We start from the raw sequence: 2,120 nt of genomic DNA on the forward strand, positions 1-2,120 counted from the left end.
GGCTGGGCGGGTGCCGCCGGGCCGCTGCCTGCGGGCACCGCGCCGCATTTCCGCTGGGAGCTCATGGTGGAGCCAGGTGCCATCTACCTCTTCCTCCTCCTCTTCCTCTGGCAGCTCCCGCATTTCCTCGCCATCAACTGGATGTATCGCGACGAGTACCGCAAAGGCGGCTTCGTCATGCTCGCCAACGACGATGAACACGGCGCGCGCACCTCGCAGCACGCTCTCGCCTACGCTGTCAGCACCGTGCTGCTGATGTTCTATCCCGTCTATGCCGGCGCTGCCTACGCCTGGTGGTTTTTGCCCCCGGCCCTCCTGCTCAGCGGCTGGCTCTGCGTGCTGGCGCTGCGCTTCAATCGCCAGCCGGAACGCGTGACCGCCCGCAAGCTTTTCTTCTGCACGCTGATGTATCTCCCGGGCATTCTGACCGTATCCATCATCGCCTGGAAACACGCGTAACTGCACCGCCATGAACGATTCCCCCGCCAAAGCCAAGCTCAGCCCCTGGACCATCTGGGTGCCCGTCATCATCGCCGTCCTCGGCCTCGTCGTCTTTTACAACTACCTCATCTACCGCTCACGCATCGACAACGACGTGAACCGCCCCCCGATCCTTGGCCGTCTCGAAAAAGACCTCGAACTCACCGAGCGCAGCGGCAAGACCGTCCATCTCGAAGATTTGAAAGGCAAGGTCCTCGTCATCTCCTGGGTTTTCACCCGCTGCCCCCGTGGCTGCGCTGCCGTCATCGCCAAGCTCAAGAAACTGCAGGCGGAATTTGCCAATGAGCCCGGCCTCCAGCTCGTCAGCTTCACCCTCGACGCCGATGACACACCGGAGATGATGAAGAAATTCGCCAGCGGCCTCGGCATCAAGGACGACGCCAACTGGTGGTTCGTGAACGGCGAGAAAGACGCCGTGCGCAAGTTCATGACCAGCCAGGCCCAGTTCCGCCCCGTGCAGGACATGCCCGAGGCCGACCGCCTCTCCCCGGATGACAAATACATCCACGACCTCCGCGTCGCCGTCATCGACCACCGCGGTCACGTGCGCAGTCTGGCGGACATCCTGAATCCCGACCCCGAATTCGCCAAATTCTGGGATGAAAAATTGCGCAAAGACCTCCACTACCTTCTCAACGAACAGAAAAAGGCCCCTTACGTACCCGCTGCCTCGAAATAAACCATGGACGTCACCGAACTCCCCAAGCTCTACACGATTTTCAACGGCTGCGCGCTGCTGCACATCATCCTCGGTCTGACGATGATCAAGCTCGGCCACAAGAAGCCGCACATCGTCAGCATGATCATCGCCCTGCTGTTCTCCACCGCGTTCCTCGGCTGCTACCTCTATTATCATTACCACGCAGGCCACGTGAAGTTCGCCGGCACCGGCCTCACCCGTCCGATCTACTTCACCATCCTCTTCACGCACATCCCGCTCGCTGTGCTTAGCCTGCCGATGATCATCATGACCGTCGTCCCCGCCCTGCGCAGCCGCTTCGACAAGCACAAGCGCATGGCCAAATGGACCGTCCCCGTCTGGCTCTACGTCTCCGTCACCGGCATCATCGTCTATCTCATGTGCTACGTCTGGTACGGCCCGCCCATCCGGGCATAGGGGGAGGAACCTCTTCAATCAGCAATCCCTGCTCATCAATCCTCAATCGCGCACACCCAGGGGGCTCCGATTCCAGAAAATTGAAGATTGTCGAACAATCGATTGTTGATTTTCGAAGTTCCAAACCACCGATAAGAGAACTCTGGATCAATCTCTGCGCCCGTCGCTCCTCTGCGGTTGTCCATTTCCAGCACGCTTGGGCTTCAGCCTGATTTTCCGTGTATTCCGCGTGTTCCGTAGGCCGTCCCCTTCGTTTCGAGGTTCCACGCTGCACACCGCACGGTGCAAAATCAGTGCCTCCAATCTCCGGACATTCCTTTGCCAAATCATTCCTTTGCCGAAAATCAGCGATCCCTCAGCCCCCCGATAGCCGTCCGCAAAACTCGCCCCTTGGTGCCGAACTTCAAGGCGTTCCAGCTTACCGCAAAGGCAGCAGGAAATTAAATCCATCTTCTGCCCCCTCTGCCTCTCCGCCCCTCCGCGGCAAAATCGAACGTCCCTT

3 protein-coding genes are annotated in these 2,120 nt (G+C 59.6%); all 3 read left to right on the forward strand.

The window, feature by feature from the left end; genetic code table 11:
- Window positions 1-459: UbiA family prenyltransferase (locus WAW39_RS28020; protein ID WP_422322674.1), on the forward strand; the 459-nt coding region annotated here is incomplete at its 5' end.
- Between the two features lie 10 nt (window positions 460-469).
- A complete protein-coding gene (locus WAW39_RS28025) occupies window positions 470-1,180 on the forward strand; it encodes an SCO family protein (RefSeq protein WP_422322676.1) in 711 nt (236 codons plus the stop codon).
- A 3-nt stretch (window positions 1,181-1,183) separates the two neighbouring features.
- A complete protein-coding gene (locus WAW39_RS28030; RefSeq protein ID WP_422322678.1) occupies window positions 1,184-1,618 on the forward strand; it encodes a DUF420 domain-containing protein in 435 nt (144 codons plus the stop codon).
- Window positions 1,619-2,120 lie beyond the last annotated feature (502 nt).

The organism is Prosthecobacter sp., assembly GCF_049294395.1.
Taxonomy (GTDB): domain Bacteria; phylum Verrucomicrobiota; class Verrucomicrobiia; order Verrucomicrobiales; family Verrucomicrobiaceae; genus Prosthecobacter.

Coding starts and splice junctions, on each gene's coding strand:
- WAW39_RS28030 (WP_422322678.1), top strand. CDS start 1,184: ATGGACGTCACCGAACTCCCCAAGCTCTACACGATTTTCAACGGCTGC.
- WAW39_RS28025 (WP_422322676.1), top strand. CDS start 470: ATGAACGATTCCCCCGCCAAAGCCAAGCTCAGCCCCTGGACCATCTGG.